The following is a 15857-nucleotide window of genomic DNA, read 5'->3' on the forward strand; positions in this document are numbered from 1 at the left end:
GAGCATGGTTGGCGCACTACTCACCGTACGGATCAGGAAGTTGACGTCATGACGGACAAGCTCACCGTGAGCGTTCTGGGCACCGGGATCATGGGTGCGGCGATGGCCCGCAACCTCGTCCGCGCCGGACACACCGTCCGCGCCTGGAACCGCACCCGCGCCAAGGCCGAACCGCTGGCCGCCGACGGCGCGCTCGTCGCCGACACCCCCACCGAGGCCGTACAGGGCGCAGATGTCGTCCTGACCATGCTGTACGACGGCCGGGCCGTGCAGGAGGTCATGCGGGAGGCCGTCGGCGGGCTGCGCTCGGGGATCGTCTGGGCGCAGTCGACCACTGTCGGGATCGAGGACGTCGGCGATCTGGCCGCCTTCGCCCAGGAGCACGGACTCGTCTTCTACGACGCCCCGGTGCTCGGCACCCGCCAGCCCGCGGAGGCCGGGCAGTTGACCGTCCTCGCCGGTGGCCCCACCGTGAGCAGGGACGCGGTGGCCCCCGTCTTCGACGCCGTCGGCGCCCGTACGCTCTGGACCGGCGAGGACGGTGCGGCGGGCAGCGCCACCCGGCTGAAGCTGGTGGCCAACAGCTGGGTCGTCGCGGCCACCGCCGCGGTCGGCGAGGTGCTCGCCCTGGCCAAGGGCCTGGGGGTGGATCCGCAGAACTTCTTCGACCTCATCGGCGGCGGCCCGCTCGACATGGGCTACCTGCACGCCAAGGCCGATCTCATCCTGAGCGGCAAGCTGACTCCCGCCAGTTTCGCGGTGGCGACCGCCGAGAAGGACGCCCGTCTGATCGTGCAGGCCGGTGAGCGGGGCGGCGTCCGCCTCGACGTGGCCGCGGCCGCGGCCGAACGATTCCGCCGGGCCGCCGCCCAGGGTCACGCCGACGAGGACATGGCCGCCGCCTACTTCGCGAGCTTCGACGAAGAGCCACCCTCCCACTGACCGAGGAGTCCCACGTGTCCAAGCCACCGCTCTCCCCCGAGGCTCAAGCCATGCTGAGCCGTGCCAACCCCAGCGTGATCTCCACCCTGCGCGCCGACGGCGCGCCCGTGTCCACCCCCACCTGGTACCTGTGGGAGGACGGCCGGGTGCTGGTCAACATGGACGAGGGCCGGGTGCGCCTCCAGCACCTGCGCCGCGACCCGCGGGTGAGCCTCACCGTCCTGGACAAGGACCAGTGGTACACGCACATCACTCTCATCGGCCGCGTCACCGACATCCACGAGGACGAGGGCCAGGTCGACATCGACCGTATCTCCGAGCACTACATCGGCAAGCCGTATCCCGACCGGGTGCGCGGCCGGGTCAGCGCCTGGATCACCATCGACCGGTGGCACGGGTGGGGAGAGTTCAAGGACAGCGACCAGGCGGGGTGAGCCGTGTCCGCACCGTGCGCGGGGCACCGAGGAGGAGCACTCTGGAATCAGCGGTTCCGGAGGTGATCGTCATGACGCACACCGCGGTCGGTTGGCATGTGGAACTCGAATTCGAGGAGGACGAGCAGCGTACGCGGGCAGCGGCGCTGGTGCGGCTCCCGGACGGGAACGAGGTACGGTCCCGCGGGTATGCCAGCCGTCACCACACCGATTCGAATCAGCCCCGTGTAGGGGAGGAGATCGCAGGGGCCCGCGCGCTCAACGACCTCGCCATGCAGTTGCTCACGAAGGCGCACGAAGAGATCGACGAGTCGTCGGGCAGGACGTCCCGCCCACTGACGCACTGACTGCGTCCCGGTGATGCCCGTACGCCGCACGCGTACGGGCATCACCCCGTGCTGCGGTGGCTACGGCAGCGACGACCGCACCGCACGCACCAGGGCCTGCGCCCGCGGGTCCGCCGTCACGCTCTTGCGGAAGCCGTTGGTGACATAGCCGAAGGCGATGCCCGACTCGGGATCGGCGAAGCCGAGGGCGCCGCCGCGGCCGGGGTGGCCGAAGGAGCCGGAGGCGAGAAGCGGGGACGCGCTGCCGTGGAGCATGTAGCCGAGGCCGAAGCGGGTGGTGACCACCAGCACGCGGTCGGGGCCGGCGGACGCCTCCGTACGGGCGTGTTCCAGAGTCCGGGGCGCGAACAGGCGTATGCCGTCCACCTCACCGGTCAGCGCCGCGTAGAAGCGGGCGAGGCCGTCGGCCGTCGCGATGCCGTTCGACGCCGGGAGGACCGCGGCGCGGTAGGCCGGGTCGTTCTCGTCGGGCAGCGGGGTGATCGCGGCGAAGGCGCGGCGGGTGAGGCTGTCGGGGTCCGCGTACGCCTCGGCGACCGCGCGCTTGGGGCGGATGCGCAGCGCGCCGTCCCGTACGGTCTCCTCGACGAGGCCGACCCGGCCCACGCGGTGCGCCTCGGCCTCGGGCAGACCCACCCACAGGTCGAGGCCCAGCGGCCCGGCGATCTCCGTCGCGATCCACTCGCCGATCGACCGGCCCGTCACCCGGCGCACCAGCTCGCCCGTCAGCCAGCTGTACGTCTGTGCGTGGTAGCCGTGGTCCCTGCCGGGCTCCCAGGCTGGTGCCTGCGCGGCCAGCGCGGTGGCGGCCAGGTCAGGGTCGGCGGCCTCGACGGGGGTGAGCGGACGGTCCAGCACGGGTACGCCGGCCCGGTGCGCCAGCACATGCCGCACCAGGGTGTGCTCCTTGCCCTGTGCTTTGAACTCGGGCCAGTAGTGGCCGACCGGGGCGTCCAGGTCCAGCTCCCCGCGCTCGCTCAGCATCAGCAGCGCGGCCGCGGCCACGCCCTTGGTCGCCGACCGTACGATCTGGGCGGTGTTCCGCTCCCAGGGGTCCGTCCCGTCGACGTCCCGCGTTCCGGCCCACAGGTCCACGACCTTGCGCCCGCCCCGGTACACGGCGACCGCCGCCCCGCGCTCACCGAGCGTCTCGAAGTTGCCCGCGAACGCTTCCCGGACCGGCTCGAAGCCCTCGGCCACCACGCCGTGCACGTCCACGCCCGTGTTCCCTTCACTCGACCTGCGACAGTGAGTAGAACACGGGTTCCCCGCCTTGGATTCCTCAGCCCAGAACGATGGTGACGTCGTATTGCCGCGTGTGGCGTTCGAGTACGGGCAGACCGCGTGGGCCGCATCGACCAGTTTGGCCGCCACGTCCTGGTCGAGGACCGGCAGCGAGACGCTCAGGGCGACCGCGAGGCCGTAGCCGCGGTGCTTGTTGGGGCCGATGCCGACCTTGGCGGCGACCGTGGAGCCGGTCAGGTCGTAGCCGGCGCGGTTGCCGACCAGGATGAGCGCGTTGTGGAAGCAGGAGCTGTACCCGGCCGCGAAGAGCTGCTCCGGATTGGTGCCGTTGCCGTCGCCGCCCATCTCCGACGGCATCGCGACCCGCAGTCCGATATGGCCGTCCTGGCTGGTGACGTGCCCCTCCCGGCCGCCGTGCGCGGTGGCCTCGGCCACGTACATGATCTTCGTCGGACGGGTGTCGACAGCGGCACCTTCGCGCACGGCAGGATCTCCCCCGGGACGGACACAACGACAGGCAACACAAGTGTGTGCAAGTACATCGCACACAAGGTACCGGCGGTAGGTAGACAGGGTAGTCCAGGGGGTGAATCTTCCAGCGGTCAGCGGTCAGCGGTCAGCGGTCAGCGGGTCAGCGGTCAGCGGTCAGCGGTCAGCGGGCGCGGTCCGCGGCGGTCTCCGCCTTCTTCGCCAGCCGCCACAGCTCCTCGCGCAGCCGGGCCGCCTCGCCTGTGCCCAGTCCGGTCGCCGACAACAGGGTGTGCGGGACGTGCCCCGCGCCCTCCCGCAGCTGTTCACCCCGCCGGGAGAGCGCGACGAGCACCGAACGCTCGTCGTGCGCCGACCGTTCCCGGTGCACCAGGCCGGCCGACTCGAGCCGTTCGAGCAGCGGCGAGACGGTGCCGTAGCCGAGCCGCAGGGACGCGGCCAGTTCCTTGACGGTGGTCTCGCCGCGTTCCCAGAGCACCAGCAGGACGAGGTACTGCGGGTAGGTGATGCCGAGTTCGTCGAGGAGTGGACGGTACGCCGCCGTGACGGCGCGCTGGGCCGTCTACAGCGCGAAGCACAGCTGGTCGTCCAGCAGCGGCGACGCGGCGTCCTCTTCGTTCGTCACACGCCCATTGTCATGGACGGGCCGTGTCGGCAGGCACCGAACGGGGATCGAAGCCGAAGGGGAGCTCCAGACGGTGGGCGCGCATGAGCGCGTCGTCGGCGAGGAGTTCGCCCGTCTTCCCGTCCGCCGCGATCACGCCTTCGCTGAGGATCAGCGAGCGCGGGCACAACTCCAGTGCATACGGCAGGTCGTGCGTGACCATCAGGACCGTGACGTCCAGGGACCGCAGGATGTCGGCGAGTTCACGCCGCGAGGCGGGGTCGAGGTTCGAGGACGGTTCGTCGAGGACGAGGATCTCCGGCTCCATGGCCAGGACTGTGGCCACCGCCACCCGGCGGCGCTGGCCGAAGGAGAGGTGGTGCGGCGGACGGTCCTTGAAGGCGGCCATCCCCACCTGTTCGAGCGCGCGGTCCACACGGTCCTCCAGCTCGGCGCCCTTCAGGCCGGCCGTCGCGGGCCCGAAGGCCACGTCCTCGCGCACCGTGGGCATGAAGAGCTGGTCGTCCGGGTCCTGGAAGACGATGCCCACCCTGCGCCGGATCTCGGCCATGTGCCGCTTGCCGACGGGCAGTCCGGCGACCTTCACCGTGCCCGTGCCGCCGGTCAGGATGCCGTTGAGATGGAGCACGAGGGTGGTCTTCCCGGCACCGTTCGGCCCGAGGAGCGCGACCCGTTCGCCGCGCGCGACGGTGAAGTCGACGCCGAACAGGGCCTGGTGGCCGTCGGGGTAGGCGAAGGCCAGTCCGGTCACTTCCAGCGAAGGTGTCACAGGGTCCATCCCAGCAGGCAGACGATGAGTGCGGCGGAGGGCAGGGCGAGCGCGTAGGACCACTGGGCGCGGGACGCCGTCACCTCGTCGATGACCGGCATCGAGCCGGTGTAGCCCCGGCTCACCATGGCCAGATGGACCCGCTCGCCGCGCTCGTAGGTGCGGATGAAGAGCGCGCCCGCGGACTTGGCGAGCACGCCCCAGTGGCGCAGCCCCCGGGCCTCGAAGCCGCGGGACTCCCGGGCGATCCGCATCCGCCGCATCTCGGCGGTGATCACGTCCCCGTAGCGGATCATGAACGTGGCGATCTGCACCAGGAGGGGCGGGAGCTTGAGGCGCTGCAGCCCGAGGAGCAGTTCGCGCAGTTCGGTGGTGGCGGCGAGCAGGACGGAGGCGGCGACGCCGAGGGTGCCCTTGGCCAGCACGTTCCAGGCGCCCCACAGCCCGTTGACACTGAGCGAGAGACCGAGGACGTCGATCCGCTCGCCCTCCGCCACGAACGGCATGAGCACCGCGAACGCGACGAAGGGGACCTCGATCAGCAGACGTCGGAGCAGGAAACCGGCCGGTACACGGGCCGTGTGCGCGACCCCGGCGAGGAGGACGGCGTACAGCGCGAACGCCCACATCGCCTCGCGCGGCGTGGACACCACGACGACCACGAAGGCGAAGACGGCGGCGAGCTTGGTGTGCGGGGGCAGTGCGTGCACGGGCGAGTGCCCGTGCCGGTACAGCCGGTGTGCGTGGCCCGCACCCATGTCAGGCCACCGATGCGGTGTCGCCGGCGCGGCGCCGGCGGACGGCCCAGAAGACCGCGCTGCCCGCGACGACGGTGACCCCGACGCCGATCACGCCCGCGAGACCGCCGGAGAGGCGGGCATCGCCGATGTCCTTGACGCCGTAGCCGGCGAGCGGGGAGTCGGAGGCCGTGTGCGGCTTCGCCTTCTGGCTGATCCCCTGGTCCGTGGCGACCTTCTCCAGGCCGTCCGGGTTGGCGGAGGCGTAGAAGCTGACGAATCCGGCGAGGACGAGGGAGGTGACGAGACCGGTGATCCACATCCCCCGGTGGGAACGGGCCGCGACGGGTACGGGCTCGGCGGCGGGCGCGTCGACCAGTTCGCCGCCGACGCGCAGCTTCAGACGCTGCTGCAGACCCTGGGCGCCGTGGACGAGGTCCGGGCGTACGGCGATGACGGCTCCCACGGTGAGGGCGGTGATGACGGCCTCGCCGATGCCGATGAGTACGTGGACGCCGATCATCGCGGTGGCGACCTTGCCGATGGAGACGTCGGTGGTGCCGCCGACCGCGTAGATCGCGGTGAAGACGACGGCGGCGGCCGGTACGGAGACCAGCGCGGCGACGAAGGAGGCCACGGTGACCGAGCGGCGCGTGCGCGGGAGGACCTGGACCAGCCCACGGAAGACGGCGTAGGCGACGACGGTCGTGACGATCGCCATGTCGGTGATGTTGACGCCGAGGGCGGTCAGGCCGCCGTCGGCGAACAGGATGCCCTGCATGAGCAGGACGACGGACACGCACAGCACCCCGGTGTAGGGGCCTACGAGGATGGCGGCCAGCGCCCCGCCCAGCAGATGTCCGCTGGTGCCGGCTGCGACCGGGAAGTTCAGCATCTGGACGGCGAAGATGAACGCGGCCACCAGGCCGGCGAGCGGCGCGGTGCGTTCGTCGAGTTCGCGCCGGGCACCCCGGAGGCTGACGGCCAGGGCGCCCGCGGCTATGACACCGGTCACGGCGGACGTGGGTGCGTTGATGAATCCGTCGGGTACATGCACCGTAAGAGGATAGCGGCTTATTGCGAACCATTTGCAAGAGCCAGGCGAACGTCGATACGGCGAGCTCGCATCGAAAGCCCCTTTTGTCCAAATGTGCGACATTAGAGGAGTGGCGGATTCACCTTTTGCGTGGGTGACGCAGCGTGAGGAGCAATCCGATGACAGTAGTGGAACAGTACGCTCGAGCCCATGTGGTCACGGACTCCCCGGATGCTCCGGACGCCGTCCCCATCGTGCTGCGCTATGACCCCGACGCCGATCCGCGCTCCGTCCGCATCGGCCTGCCCGGCCCGCACGAGTGGGCATTCTCCCGGGACCTCCTGGAAGAAGGCCTGCGCGCCCCCGCGAGCACGGGTGACGTCAGAATCTGGCCCTGCGGCCGGGTCCAGGCAGTGATGGAGTTCCACTCCAAGCAGGGCGTCGAGGTGGTGCAGCTGGAGTCGAAGGCGCTGCTGCGGTTCCTGCGGCGTACGTACACCGCGGGAGCGCCGGTGGTACGGCCCGTGCCCCAGGCCTAGCAGGACTTACGGCGGGGACGGTCGCCCCCCGTCGTGAGCATGAACCGGGCGGGCCCGTGTGGACGGGCCCGCCCGGTACGTGTCGGTCCCGCTCAGCTTCCCGCGCGCAGCAACGCCGCCACGATCGGTCCCGCCGAGTCGCCGCCGTGGCCGCCCGCCTGGACCACGCCCGCCGCGGCCAGGTCGCCCTTCCAGGCCGTGAACCAGCCGTTGGGTTGCTTCTGGCCGTCGACCTCGGCCGAGCCGGTCTTGGCGCCGTAGTCCGGGCCGAGGCCCGCCATCGCCTGGGCGGCCGTGCCTGCCGCCGCCGTGTACTGCAGGACTTCCTTCAGCTGAGCCTGGGTCGACGCCGACATCGTGCGGGTCGCCTTCGCCAGCGTGCGGTTGTCCACCGCGGGCGAGACCAGGTACGGCTGGTGGAAGACGCCGGTCTTGGCCGTCGAGACCACCGAGGCCATGTTCAGCGGGTTCATGCGGACGCCGCCCTGGCCGATCAGGGACGCCGCCATCTGGGCCGCGTTCTGCACCGGGACCGTGCCGTCGAAGGACGGTACGCCGATGGCCCAGTTGTTCATGCTCAGGCCGTAGATCTGCTGTGCGACCTGGGTGAGGTCGGCGTCGTGCAGTTTCTCCGCCTGGCTGATGAAGGCCGTGTTGCAGGACCGCGCGAAGCTCGCCTTGAACGTGCCGTTCTTGATCTCGAACTTGTCGTCGTTCTGGAACTTCCAGCCGCCGTACGTCACGTACTTGGGGCAGGGGTGCGGCTTGTCCACGTGCGCCAGGTTCTTCTCGAACAGCAGCGTCGACGTCACGATCTTCATCGTCGAGCCCGGCGCGAGAGAGCCCTGGAACGCCACGTTGAAACCGTGGCTGGAGTTCGCGACCGCCAGGATCTCGCCCGTCGACGGGCGCATGACGACCACGGACGCCTTGTCCTTCGTCGTCACCTCCTGCTCCGCCTTCGCCTGGAGCGCGGGGCTCAGCGTCGTCTTCACCGTGCCCGGCGTGCCCTCGCTCAGCGTCACCAGCGTCTTGTCGGGTGTCTTCTGGGTGCCCTTGGCCGCCGCCTTGCGCACGATCCGCAGCTCGATGCCCGCCTTGCCGCCGGCCTTCTTCCCGTACTTCTCCCGCAGGCCGTCCAGGACCGTGCCGAGGGAGGGGTATTTGGCCGTCGTCAGCTCGCCGCCGTCCCGGTCCAGGGCCTTGATGGGGGGCGTCCCGGCCTCGCCGGTGACCAGGCGGTCCCCCTCGGTGAGGTCGGGGTGCACCACGGACGGCTGCCACCGCACGAGCGGCGCGCCGTCCTTGGCCCGGCGCACGACCGTCAGCTTCGACGCGTACGCCAGCGGCTTGCTCTTGCCCTGGTAGGACACCGTCGCCTTGACGGAGAAGGGGACGGAGGCGCCGGAGGGCGTGCCACGGGTCAGGGTCACGCCCGTGATGTGCGCGTCCTTGCTGTAGCCCGTCAGGGTCTGGGTCGCGGCGGACGAGTCGTCCGTGGCGGCCGCCGCCTTCGCCACGTCGCCCTTCTGCCAGGCGGTGAGGAACGCCGCGGCCGTCGTACGGACCTCGGACGCGGACGGTGGGCCGGTCTTCGCGGGCCTGAGGATGCCCTTGAACGCCTTGCCGTCGTCGGCCGCGGCACCACCGCTGAGCAGGCTGTAGGCGCCGACGGCCCCGACCACGCCGACGAGGGCGATCAGTCCTCCGATCACCAGCGGCTGATTCTTCTTGCGCTCGGCGACGCGCCTTCTCTTGCCCACAGCTCCCGATCCTCCGCAGTCCCCAGGTCCCCCGTTGCCCTCACGCTCCTCAACGAGAGCACCACACTAGAGTCCCGGGGTTACAGGGGTGACTTCAGCCGCCGGTTCGTAGCACAGCTGCGACGATAGGACCGGCCGCGTCGCCGCCGTGGCCGCCCTCCTGGGTCATGGCCGCCGCCGCGACATCGCCCCGGTAGCCGGTGAACCAGCTGTTGGACTTCGTCTGGCCGTCGACCTCCGCGGACCCGGTCTTCGCCCCTATGTCGCCACCGAGCCCCGCCATGACCTGCGCGGCCGTGCCCTGGGTCGCCGTCAGCCGCATCATGGCCCTCAACTGGGCGACGGTGTTGGCGGGCAGGCCCCTGGCCTGGGCCAGTTGACGGCCGTCGAGCTTCGGCGAGACCAGGTAGGGCTGCCGGAACGCGCCGGTGGTGGCGGTCGCTGTGACCGACGCCATGTTCAGCGGGCTCATCTGGACCTGGCCCTGGCCGATCAGGTTGGCCGCGGTGTCCGGGCCGCCGGAGGCGGGCACCGACCCGTCGAAGGAGACGATGCCGGTCTTCCAGTTGTTGCGCCCGAGCCCGAAGCGGTCCTCGGCCTCGCGGGTGAGCGAGTCGACCTTCACCTCGTCCGCGTACTTCACGAACGCCGTGTTGCACGACCGCATGAAGCTGTTGGCGAGCGTGGCCTGCTCGTTGGGGAGGAGGCCCTTGAGGTTGTGGAAGGTCTGGCTCTGCCAGACGGCCGAGTCGGGACAGGGCGCCGGACCGTTCATGCTGGTGATGCCGTTGTCGATGAGCGTCGCCGCGCTGATGACCTTCATCGTGGAACCCGGCGCGAGCCGCCCTTCGAAGGCGGCGTTGAACCCGTCGTGCCGGTGGTTGGCGACCGCGAGCACCTCGCCGGTGCTCGGCTTCACCGCCACCACCGAGGACTCCGCGTACTGCCGCACCGCACGTTCGGCCGCCGCCTGGGCGGTGGCGCTGATCGTGGTGTTCAGCTTGCCCGGGGTGCCCTTGGCCAGGGTCAGCAGGGTCTTGCCGGGTGTGTTCGCGTCGGCGCGCTCCACGGACAGTTCGATGCCCGGCTTGCCACCGGCCTTGTCGCCGTACTTCTCGCGCAGCGCGTCCAGAATGGGGCCGAGCGAGGGGTACTTGGCCCCGGTCAGCACCACGCCGTTGCGGTCCACCGCCTCGATCGGCGGAACCTTGGCCTCACCGGTGACGAGCGTGTCGCCCTGCTCCAGGTCGGGATGGACCACGGACGGCTGCCAGTCGACGAGCGCCCGCCCGGTGGTCTCCCCGCGTACGACCGTCAACTCGCTCTTGTAGTCGAGCGGTTTGGACTTCCCCGCGGAGGACACCGTCGCCTTCACCGAGAAGGGCACCGAGTCCCCGCTCGGCGTGCCCGCCGTGATGTGCGCCTTGGTGATGTGGGCGCTGGTGCCGTACGCGGTCAGCAGAACCTCCGCGGCCGCGGCGTTGTTCGTGAGCGAGGCCGCCGTGGCCGCGTCGCCCTTCGCCCAGGCGGCGAGGAACTTGGCACTCGCCTCCTTGACCTCGCTCGCGGACGGCGGCCCGGTCTTCACCGGTGCCGGGCCGCCGGCGTTGCTCGCGGTATTCGTGTGCAGCGCGTGCAGAACGTTGTATGCGCCGTACCCGGCGCCTCCCACCATGACCGCGAAAACCCCGCCGACGATGGCGGTCTTGACCCCCTTGCGCATGGCGCGTCGCCCCCTCCCCGTAGGTCTCGCACTGTAAGCGGCGGGAGGGGAAGTTGTGACCACCATGCATGATTGTTGTCCGAAGCGTGATCAGAGATGTGACTTGAACCCGGGTGTTCGGCCACATCTGTGAACACCGGGAGTCGACCGGCCCCGCGTTGTGTACTGGCGGGGGCGTGATCCAGGGCAAAGCGGCTGAAAGCCGCCTATCTGGGGTGATTCTCCGCCCGCACCGAGTGCCGAGGAGGCCGGTTCCGCGCTGCCCGTTCCGGTCGGGCTTACGCGGTCCCAACCCCGCAGGCGCGGGGCCAACCTCAGTCCGAGACGGACCAACCCCGCATCAGTGGGGGGTGCCGCCGGTTCCCGACGGCCAGACCACCAGAGCACAGCCCACCGACAACGGGAGGGCACTCAGCGGACGACGCCGCCGGCCTGGCGCTCATCGAGGGCGAGCGCGCCGGCATCCGCCGGGGCCTCGCGAGCCAGAGTTGAAGATGAGTACTTCTACTACGTCACGCTGCGCATCAGAAGTCCTCCTCCGTAGCGCGTTCGACAGTACGACCGCCGGACGCCGCAGGAGTCATCGCGGCTCGCGGGATCCCTTCGCGAGGGGGACCGTGGTCGGCGGCACGTCGGGTGCATGATGATCCAATGACTTCATGGCTGGGCGCCCGGAACACATGGTTGCTGGTACTGCTCTTGTGGGCGTTCGGACTGACAGCCGCCCTGATCGGAATTGCCTTCGACCGGGCCTTCCTTGAACACCCCCCTCTGAGGCCCTTCGCTTCTGACCTCCCTATGACGGTAGGCGGCACCTTCTGCGTCGCCGTCGCCGGCGCCGGGGGGTTGCGTCGTAGACGACGGCGGCGGGACCGATGATGTGGAGCCGGTTGCCGTACAGCGGCGAAGTACAGCGACCGGTACGACCGCGGTCGGCCATTCCTGCGCGTACGTGGCCGGCTGGCCGGCGCAGCAAACCTCAGCGACCGTCGCGCCCGTAGTTCGCATCGAGTGGCACCCTCCCACTCGGGCCGTCTCTGGGCCGTCGCTGCATGCGCGATCCGACGAGAAGCGACAGGGAAAGAGTCGGTTTGCTGCTGGCCGGCAGGCGAAGGAGGCTTGAGTCTCCCGTAGGGGGAGGCGCAAGGCTGGGGGGCATGGACGGCGACACGCTCTACTCGATCGGTGACCTGGCTCGGCGGACCGGGTTGACCGTCAAGACCATTCGGTTCTATTCCGATCGCGGAATCGTGGCGCCGACTGATCGCAGCCTGGCCGGCTACCGCCTCTACGACATCGAAGCTGTCGCACGCCTGGACTTCGTGCGCACGTTGCGCGACCTGGGACTGGACCTTCCCACGATCCGGAAGGTCGTGGACCAGGAGCTCTCCCTCACCGAGGTCGCGGCAGCGCACGCCGAAGCCCTGGCGGTGCAGATCAGCACCCTGCGCCTGCGGCGCGCGGTGCTGACAGCGGTAGCCAAGCGCGGGGCCACCCCTGAGGAGACGGATCTCATGCACAGACTGGCCAAGCTCTCCGAGGACGAACGCCGACGTCTGATCGACGACTTCCTCGACGCCGTCTTCGGCGGTCTCGGCGCTGACCCCCACTTCGCCGGGGTCAGGCGCTCGATGACCCCCGAGCTGCCCGACAATCCCGAGTCCGAGCAGGTCCAGGCATGGGTGGAGTTGGCCGAACTGGCCCAGGACCCGGACTTCCGTGCCAGTGTGCGGCGGACGGCTGAGAACCATGCGGCCGAGCGCGCCGAAGGCGACACCGCGGTCCTGCACCGCGACCCCGTCGCAGCCGTCCGCAACCAGGTCCGTCCAGCCTTCATTGCCGGAATTGAACCGGCCTCGCCCCAGGCCGATCCGATCGTCGCGGCGCTGGCGGTTCACTACGCGCACGTCGTCGGCCGTCCCGACGACGTCGTACTTCGCCGCCGGCTGCTTGCCCTACTGGAGACCGCGAACGACCCCCGCAGGCAGCGGTACTTGGAGCTGCTCGCAGTGATCAACGGCTGGCCGGGCCCCGAGAACCTGTCTCCAGTACTCGACTGGTCCATCCAGGCTCTGCGTGCCCGCATCCCTGGATAGTTCGAACCGGGGTTTCCGCATCGCGGCGAACCCGCGTGCCGTGTTCTGTGCCGCTGGACGACGCATGGCCGTCACCGGAACCAACGGAATGGGCGGGCCGGGTTCATAGGCGCACGATGACCAGGGCGGTGTCGTCGGTGGCGTCACCGGGTGGAAGAAGGTCGCTGAGCACGGCGTCGGTGAGGGTCTCGGGGTCGTCTGCCCGGTGGCGGGTCAGGGAGTCGGCGAGCCGGGCGAGGCCGGTGTCGATGTCTTCGCGGCGGCGTTCGATGAGGCCGTCGGTGTAGAGCACGAGGACGGCGCCCTCGTGGAAGGCCGCGGCGGCCTGGACTCGGGGGGCGTGTTCAGGGCGGGCGCCCAGTGGGGGGTCGGTGGCCCGGTCCAGGAACTCGACGGTTCCGTCCCTCCGTAGGAGAGCCGGTGGGGGGTGGCCCGCGCTGCTGTAGGTGATGGTGTGGGTGCCCCAGTCGATGAATGTCGTGGTCACTGTGGTTCGAACTTCACTCGGCGCCTGACATGATCCCCGCTATGACCACGGATGGTGCTGCCGAAGCACTTGATCGACACGTGCGCCAGTTCTTCGCCGGCCACTCGGTGGGGGCGGCGCATTACGACCTGGGCAACGGGCTCCGCGGCATGGTCCGTGACCTGCGGATCCTCGAGGTCGGCCCTGGGCCACGTGGCAACTGCTGGACCTACGTCACCATCGGGTGCTGGGCGCGAGCCCACCATCAGGGACACGGCCTTGAGTTCATCATGACGGCGCCGGTCAGCGATCCGCGGTTTGCGGACGTGCTCGCCATGACGGCCTTCTATCACTGTGGCGGGCCGGAGCCTCATCTTCTTGATCTGGGTCACAGCCTGCCGATGGGGGAACCCTGGACGCCCGGATCGACCTGCGAGTATCTGCTTGTCAGCCTGCCCTACCTGCACGGGCCCGACCTTGAACGATGTGCCCTGCCAGACGGGCACGCCCGCTTGCTCTGGCTGCTACCGGTGACCGCATCCGAGATCGCGTTCCGCAGAAAGCACGGAACCGAGGCCCTGGAGCAACTCTTCGACGAAGCCGAGATCAACCCCGTTGATCCGCGCAGGCCCGCTGTCGTCTAGGTAAGGGAAGAGGAACGGCGTCGCCCCATGCCCAGTCGTGCCCGTTGCGTGCCCGGTCCGGCGGGAGGCAACGGGCACGCGGAGTCGGCCAGGGTGCCGGCGCCTGCGCTCTGGGTGCGGCGGAAGCAGCGGGGCTATGCGCTCCCACAGGTCATCGGAGACAAGATCGTCGGGCACTCCCACAGACCCTGCCTGCGAAGATCGCCGAACACCAGCCGACACACCGATCTCATTCTGAAACGATCAGTTAGACCATGGTCAGTTGGCGCCCAGGATTTGTATCCTCAGGGACTCGGTGCCGCGTCCAGGGGGACAAGCGGTCGACTTTTTGTTCTGGGTTATAGGTAGCTGTTTCTGTTTGCTCATGTGGGTCTTCTACGCGCACAAGCCGTGATCGCTCATGCTGGCATGCGGTTCATGAGCCGTACGCTGCTCGGTAAGTTGGAAGAACGCTCACTGCACGATCACTCCCGAAGGCCCGCGCCCGACCGCAAGTCTGCGACGGCAGGCAGGTGAGCGGACCCGCAGCTCAGCAGCCATCCGCGTACGCACTCTTCCAAACCAGGGCTCGCGTTCACGGCTCGTGACAAACTCCGGCGCATGAAACTAGACCAGGCGCTTGTAGACGCGGCTGTAGAACTCATGAACCAACGTTGGCCCACGGGTGAACCTGGCGGGGCAGCCGCTGTGCGGCTCGCTGACGGTGGCATCCTGACCAGCGTCGGTCTCGACAACATGAACGCCTCGGTCGCACTCTGCCAGGAGACCGGTGCGTTCATCCAGGCCTACACCCAGCACCGAACCGTCACCGCCTCCGTCTGCGTCTGCCGTGACTTGGAGCGCGGCAGGATTCTGATCTTGCCGCCCTGTGGCGTCTGCCAGGAACGGCTCGCGCTCTGGGGGCCGTCAGTCGAAGTCGCCGTCCCGCGGGAAAACGACCCAACCCGTTGGGAGGCGCGCACCCTTGCGGAAGTGAACCCCTACTACTGGGGCCTGCAGTTCGCCGAGGGGCAGTGGCCTTCCCAGGCACAGCACTCCGAGTGACCGCGCCCATGGCGGTACAGCACCGCAGTACAGCAACCCCAAGCAACCGAGCCCGCTCAGTAGCGCCTTCGAAGAGCCGCGCCAGGACCGGTATGACCGCCAACAGCCGCTCTGCATGGAGCTACGGATCAGAAGGTGCCCGTGCCCCATCCGTGCCCGATCACACGGGGAACCGCGGGGAATCACGGTGTCGAGCGGGCACCGCACAACGCGACGGCCCCTGACCGTATCGCCTGATCAGGGGCCGCTCACCTGCGCGGTGGGTGTGGGATTTGAACCCACGGTGACTCGCACCACGACGGTTTTCAAGACCGTTGATCCTGCTCGCCGCTCGATGGTGCGGCAACACCTCATCAGCACGCACGACAAACGGGGTTTATCCGGTCGACAGTTCGCTCACCTGCACAGTCGAGACGGCGACCGGCAGTTGATCTGGTCACTGATCGCAGGAAATCTCAATCAACCATTCCGGCGTATAGCACTTAGCGAACGACCACTTCCGATCCGAGTAGCGGTCGTCCGTACTGTCGGTGTACACCTCAAGCCTGCCTTGCGCCGTCAAACGGTAGTACTCGCGAATCGGATCACCCTCCTTAGTAGGATAAGTCACCTTCAGTTCTGCGCTCTTGCCGCTCTTGAGGGCTCCTCGGAGGCAGGCGATTTCCCGCACCGCCTTCTTCTTTACTTCTTCGCCCTGGACCAAGCTCACGTCGCCACAACTTGAAAACTCAGCTCTGGACGCCCAACGTTCCTTGACCGGATCGCCCGACATGCCACAACCGGCAGCCAGCAAGGACGTAGCCGCTACCGCGATGAGCCACGGGCGGACCGAAACAGCCGCCACACAGCGACGACGAGCGTTGCTCTGACGCGTAAATAGCAGCAGGTCAGGGCGGGTGTGGGCAGGGGTGGGTGCCCGGTGGCCGTTGGGGGCTGCCGGGTGTGCGGGTCTGCCGGT

14 protein-coding genes and 4 pseudogenes are annotated in these 15857 nt (G+C 69.2%); 7 read left to right on the plus strand and 11 right to left on the minus strand.

The genetic code is table 11. The features are described 5' to 3' along the window. Window positions 1–48 precede the first annotated feature (48 nt). The 3 genes from ABZ904_RS39810 (at window position 49) to ABZ904_RS39820 (ending at window position 1723) form a co-directional block, all read left to right on the plus strand. The gene (locus ABZ904_RS39810; RefSeq protein ID WP_359404708.1) at window positions 49–942 is read left to right on the plus strand and encodes an NAD(P)-dependent oxidoreductase; all 894 of its coding nucleotides are present in this window, start codon (window positions 49–51) and stop codon (window positions 940–942) included. Window positions 943–956: 14 nt separating this feature from the next. Then, complete coding sequence (locus ABZ904_RS39815; RefSeq protein ID WP_359404711.1) at window positions 957–1376, plus strand: PPOX class F420-dependent oxidoreductase; 420 nt, start codon at window positions 957–959, stop codon at window positions 1374–1376. A 71-nt stretch (window positions 1377–1447) separates the two neighbouring features. Continuing rightward, window positions 1448–1723, plus strand: a complete 276-nt coding sequence (locus ABZ904_RS39820) for a DUF1876 domain-containing protein (RefSeq protein ID WP_359404714.1) — start codon at window positions 1448–1450, stop codon at window positions 1721–1723. Between the two features lie 60 nt (window positions 1724–1783). On the opposite strand, the gene ABZ904_RS39825 is transcribed toward ABZ904_RS39820, so the two are convergent. From ABZ904_RS39825 to ABZ904_RS39850, 6 genes and pseudogenes are all read right to left on the minus strand, one after another. Next, window positions 1784–2941, minus strand: a complete 1158-nt coding sequence (locus ABZ904_RS39825) for a serine hydrolase domain-containing protein (protein WP_359404718.1) — start codon at window positions 2939–2941, stop codon at window positions 1784–1786. A gap of 99 nt (window positions 2942–3040) precedes the next feature. Further along, window positions 3041–3409: pseudogene (locus ABZ904_RS39830) on the minus strand (organic hydroperoxide resistance protein); the annotation flags it as partial. 211 nt (window positions 3410–3620) lie between these two features. Continuing rightward, a pseudogene (locus tag ABZ904_RS39835) lies at window positions 3621–4082 on the minus strand (MarR family transcriptional regulator). A 10-nt stretch (window positions 4083–4092) separates the two neighbouring features. Beyond that, window positions 4093–4860: an ABC transporter ATP-binding protein gene (locus ABZ904_RS39840; protein WP_359404721.1), complete on the minus strand. Its 768-nt coding sequence runs from the start codon at window positions 4858–4860 to the stop codon at window positions 4093–4095. Further along, window positions 4848–5609, minus strand: a complete 762-nt coding sequence (gene cbiQ / locus ABZ904_RS39845) for a cobalt ECF transporter T component CbiQ (protein WP_361001150.1) — start codon at window positions 5607–5609, stop codon at window positions 4848–4850. The genes ABZ904_RS39840 and cbiQ overlap by 13 nt, the downstream gene beginning before the upstream one ends. Before the next feature lies 1 nt (window position 5610). Beyond that, the gene (locus tag ABZ904_RS39850) at window positions 5611–6645 is read right to left on the minus strand and encodes an energy-coupling factor ABC transporter permease (RefSeq protein WP_361001147.1); all 1035 of its coding nucleotides are present in this window, start codon (window positions 6643–6645) and stop codon (window positions 5611–5613) included. A 158-nt stretch (window positions 6646–6803) separates the two neighbouring features. Here ABZ904_RS39850 and ABZ904_RS39855 point away from each other — a divergent pair, with 158 nt between their 5' ends. Further along, window positions 6804–7163: an SsgA family sporulation/cell division regulator gene (locus ABZ904_RS39855; RefSeq protein WP_359404730.1), complete on the plus strand. Its 360-nt coding sequence runs from the start codon at window positions 6804–6806 to the stop codon at window positions 7161–7163. Between the two features lie 92 nt (window positions 7164–7255). On the opposite strand, the gene ABZ904_RS39860 is transcribed toward ABZ904_RS39855, so the two are convergent. Beyond that, window positions 7256–8926, minus strand: a complete 1671-nt coding sequence (locus ABZ904_RS39860) for a penicillin-binding transpeptidase domain-containing protein (protein WP_361001144.1) — start codon at window positions 8924–8926, stop codon at window positions 7256–7258. 94 nt (window positions 8927–9020) lie between these two features. Beyond that, window positions 9021–10649, minus strand: coding sequence for a penicillin-binding transpeptidase domain-containing protein (locus ABZ904_RS39865; RefSeq protein WP_361829006.1), 1629 nt, complete (start codon window positions 10647–10649; stop codon window positions 9021–9023). A gap of 1157 nt (window positions 10650–11806) precedes the next feature. On the opposite strand from ABZ904_RS39865, the gene ABZ904_RS39870 reads away from it, so the two are divergent. After that, the gene (locus tag ABZ904_RS39870) at window positions 11807–12745 is read left to right on the plus strand and encodes a MerR family transcriptional regulator (protein WP_361001138.1); all 939 of its coding nucleotides are present in this window, start codon (window positions 11807–11809) and stop codon (window positions 12743–12745) included. A gap of 103 nt (window positions 12746–12848) precedes the next feature. Here ABZ904_RS39870 and ABZ904_RS39875 read toward each other — a convergent pair. Further along, a pseudogene (locus ABZ904_RS39875) lies at window positions 12849–13238 on the minus strand (PP2C family protein-serine/threonine phosphatase); the annotation flags it as partial. A gap of 35 nt (window positions 13239–13273) precedes the next feature. Between ABZ904_RS39875 and ABZ904_RS39880 the strand changes: the two are divergent. Then, complete coding sequence (locus ABZ904_RS39880; protein WP_359404742.1) at window positions 13274–13855, plus strand: suppressor of fused domain protein; 582 nt, start codon at window positions 13274–13276, stop codon at window positions 13853–13855. A gap of 84 nt (window positions 13856–13939) precedes the next feature. Here ABZ904_RS39880 and ABZ904_RS39885 read toward each other — a convergent pair. After that, window positions 13940–14032 (minus strand): annotated as a pseudogene (locus ABZ904_RS39885) (IS5/IS1182 family transposase); the annotation flags it as partial. Between the two features lie 423 nt (window positions 14033–14455). Here ABZ904_RS39885 and ABZ904_RS39890 point away from each other — a divergent pair. After that, a complete protein-coding gene (locus tag ABZ904_RS39890; protein WP_361001134.1) occupies window positions 14456–14899 on the plus strand; it encodes a cytidine deaminase in 444 nt (147 codons plus the stop codon). A 436-nt stretch (window positions 14900–15335) separates the two neighbouring features. On the opposite strand, the gene ABZ904_RS39895 is transcribed toward ABZ904_RS39890, so the two are convergent. Beyond that, a partial coding sequence (locus ABZ904_RS39895) for a hypothetical protein (RefSeq protein WP_361829009.1) occupies window positions 15336–15857 on the minus strand: 522 nt, incomplete at its 5' end.

This window comes from Streptomyces sp. NPDC046900, from assembly GCF_040644975.1.
Lineage (GTDB): Bacteria > Actinomycetota > Actinomycetes > Streptomycetales > Streptomycetaceae > Streptomyces.